The 3,093-nt window shown below is 62.4% G+C and carries 4 protein-coding genes; all 4 read left to right on the top strand.

All coding sequences use genetic code 11. The features are described from left to right. Positions 1 to 197: hypothetical protein (locus tag ACK41X_RS23205; protein WP_409728619.1), on the top strand; the 197-nt coding region annotated here is incomplete at its 5' end. Next, positions 197 to 1,069 (top strand): type I-U CRISPR-associated protein Cas8c, encoded by an 873-nt coding sequence (gene cas8c, locus ACK41X_RS23200; RefSeq protein WP_409728616.1) that lies wholly within the window; start codon positions 197 to 199, stop codon positions 1,067 to 1,069. The genes ACK41X_RS23205 and cas8c, both read left to right, overlap by 1 nt. Continuing rightward, a complete protein-coding gene (gene cas7u, locus ACK41X_RS23195; protein WP_409728614.1) occupies positions 1,066 to 2,124 on the top strand; it encodes a type I-U CRISPR-associated RAMP protein Csb1/Cas7u in 1,059 nt (352 codons plus the stop codon). The genes cas8c and cas7u overlap by 4 nt, the downstream gene beginning before the upstream one ends. Positions 2,125 to 2,132: 8 nt before the next feature. Then, on the top strand, positions 2,133 to 3,093 hold a 961-nt coding region (gene csb2, locus ACK41X_RS23190; protein ID WP_409728611.1), incomplete at its 3' end, for a type I-U CRISPR-associated protein Csb2.

Genomic DNA, 3,093 nt, shown 5'->3' with positions numbered 1-3,093 from the left:
ATGCGCCGCCCACGGCGCTCCAAGAACGCGCGCGCGACGTGGCATTGCGCTTCGCTCGGCTTCAGAGGCAATGGGGGCCGTGGGGGCTGGCGTGGTGGGAGTCGCTCCTGCGCGCCGCCGATCAACAGGCTTCGCGCCAGCACGAGGACAATGCCGGCGACAAGGACGATCGGGCGAAGCCCGGGGAGAATGGCTGATGGCGGAACATGCGATCCCCGTCGATCTTCACAACCCCGGCCAGGTCTTCGCCTGCCTCGGCTTCCTCGAAGCCGCCGACGTGCTGCTCGGCGACGCTGAGGGGGGATTTGATTGGTCCAATGCGGCAGGCGCCCTTTTCAAACTGCGGGCCAACGGTAACCGAAATCCGTTTGAGGTGGTATTAGAGTTTCTTGCCAATGCAGAAGTGTCGTCGGTTGCGCCTCCCGATTCAAAGTATGGCACCGAAAAGTGGGAGATACCGACAAAAGCACTGGCTGAAGGGCAACCGTTCCCGATAGCCGTTCCCCCAAGCCCAGCCACCCTTCCTGCATTGCTTGTGGTGGGCGATAATGCCCTCACCGTCGATCACTGGGGCGACTCGACAGATCGCGACAATGTCAAATTCTGGGCCGGCTCGGGTGGGTATCCGGGCGCAGCTCTGATGCGAGACGCGCTGTCTCTTGTCCGAGGTCAAATCAAAGATGCCGTCAGCGACCCCTTCGCGTTGGCAGCGCCGCAAAGCAGCAGTTTCCGTTTCGATTGGCGGCGCGATTATATTCCAATGGACGTTGGCTTTTCGCCGAACGAACACGACGAACTGACAATGGTCGGCTTTCCCTTAGTCGAGATTCTGGCCGCCATCGGCCTTACCAATGCGCGTCCGAAGCGCATCAACAAGCTAAAATACCAATATGGAGTCGTTGCGGCGCCCGATCCGCATCGCCTCCTTAGCCCGATCTTCCTTCGTGCGGCACTTGGTGGCTCGGAGCTACCATTTCCTCGCCGCTTGTTCCACATGGAGCTCGGCTGGCCCGGACAGGAGAATCAAGCGCGCTGCATAACCGACGTCATTGAGGAGAACCGTTTATGACCGAGCCGATCACGCTGACTCACGACATCGTCAACGACTGGGCCGATAGCCAGCAAGGCCCGGTCGCCCTCCACTTGAAGCAGAAGCTCATCCCGGTCGAAGGCGAAGGCGGGGTGATCTTCCCGCCGACCTATGCAGGCATCGGCTACAACATCGACGAACTCTCCGACGGCACCAAGATCGCCACCATCGACAGCGTCGGCAGCCAGGCCAACCGCATGGAACCGATCTTTAAGCGGGCCGATCTCGCGCATCTCGTGCCGCAGATCGAGATCGAATACGGCAACGAAAAGGTCATTTCAATCCTGGAAGCCGGCCACCGGCTGGGCGATGCGATCGTCCGCTCGACTGAATTGCAGGAGCCGGCTCAGAAAGCGTTCAAGCTCTTCCTTGATGCCGATGATGCATCGGAGATCGCGAAACTGGCGCCGACATCGCTGGTGTTCGGTGTTTGGGACTCGCGCGATACGCAGGCAAAACTGCCGCGTATCGTGCAGTCGGTGGTGCGGGCTTGGGATGTCGATGTTCTTAAGCGTTCAGCGCAATACATACCTGCGCTCGACTATGCGGCCCTCGATGTATTTTCAGAGGAAGACAAACAGAAGGCCGAAGGTCGCGCCGAAAGTCCTCTTGCCCAGCGGGGCTTTGTCCATGTGCCCGCGACTGGGGCGCCCGGTGGGGTGATCGCACGCGGTCCGATTTTCCGCGACGTCACCGTCAATCTCATCGCGCTCCGGCGCCTTCGTGGCGAAAATGACGGTAACCTGCGCCGTTATATCCTCGCCCTTTCGCTGGTCGCGGCAATCGAGCCGATGGAGGCATTCTTGCGCCAGGGGTGCTTGCTCGTGCCCGACCCGGGTGCGCCGTCGCAATGGGAGGTCGTAAACCGGAAGGGCGAACGCGCAACGATCGGAATGTCGGAAAGCATCGTTCGAGATTATGCAACCGCGGCGGCCAAGGCATTCGGCAAGGGCAAGGATTGGCGTGTCAAGTTCGACAAGGCTCGCGCAAAGGAGGACGCCCGGAAAGCGGACAAGAAGGGCAAGGCGGCTTGAGGTGGGCCATGCCTCGTGCGCTTGTTCTCTCGGTCCGCTTTCATGACGGGCGTTACCACGGCCGGCCGGAATGGCCGCCCTCGCCGGCGCGGCTGTTCCAGGCGCTGATCGCCGGGGGGGCGCAAGGAGCGGCACTGTCTCCGGAAGTCAGTACTGCTTTGGCTTGGCTGGAACAGCTTGAGCCACCAATCATTGCCGCCCCGGCGGCCCGTCCCGGAACCGGCTTTTCGAATTACGTGCCGAACAACGACCTTGATGCGGTCGGCGGCGATCCGCGCCGTGTCGCCGAGATTAGGGCGGCCAAGCTCATCAAGCCCGTCCTGTTCGATGCCCGCGTGCCGCTGCTCTATGCTTGGCGGTTCGAGCAGGGGGAGGAGCGTGAACAACACGCCAAGACGGTCTGCGCGATGGCCGAGCGGCTCTATCAGCTCGGCCGCGGCGTCGACATGGCGTGGGCGTGGGGCGAGATCGTCGATGCGGAGACTCTTGAAGAGCGGCTCGGCAAACACGGCGGTGCGATCTACCGGCCGGCGAGGTCCGGCCTGGGCCTGGTGCTGCTTTGCCCGCAGAACGGATCGCTGGGAAGCCTGAGCAGGCGGTTTGAGGAGAGCGGCCGGCGCTTTCGCACGATCAAATCGGGCCGTCAGGTCCAGCAGCTCTTCTCCCAGCCGCCCAAGCCCCGCTTCGCGCCGGTCGCCTACAACAGCCCGCCGCAGCGCTTCCTGTTCGATTTGCAGAGTTCGCAGGATGCAGACAAGAGATCGCGCCTTTTCGCGTGGCCGCTGGTCGAAGCGGTGCAGCTCGTCGAGAATGTCCGCGACGGTGCGACTCAAAAGTTAAAGAAGGCGATGCCGAAAAAGACCGACACGATCGACCGCGTGATCATGGGCCGCGACGCGGCCGAAGCCGACAAGGCCGCGCGCATCCGCATCGTGCCCCTGCCGTCGATCGGCTCGCCTCATGTGGCGC

This window comes from Pseudorhodoplanes sp. (genome assembly GCF_046289595.1).
GTDB lineage: Bacteria > Pseudomonadota > Alphaproteobacteria > Rhizobiales > Xanthobacteraceae > Pseudorhodoplanes.
Note: the sequence above shows the minus strand (reverse complement) of the source record. Positions and strands in the feature narration are given on the sequence as shown.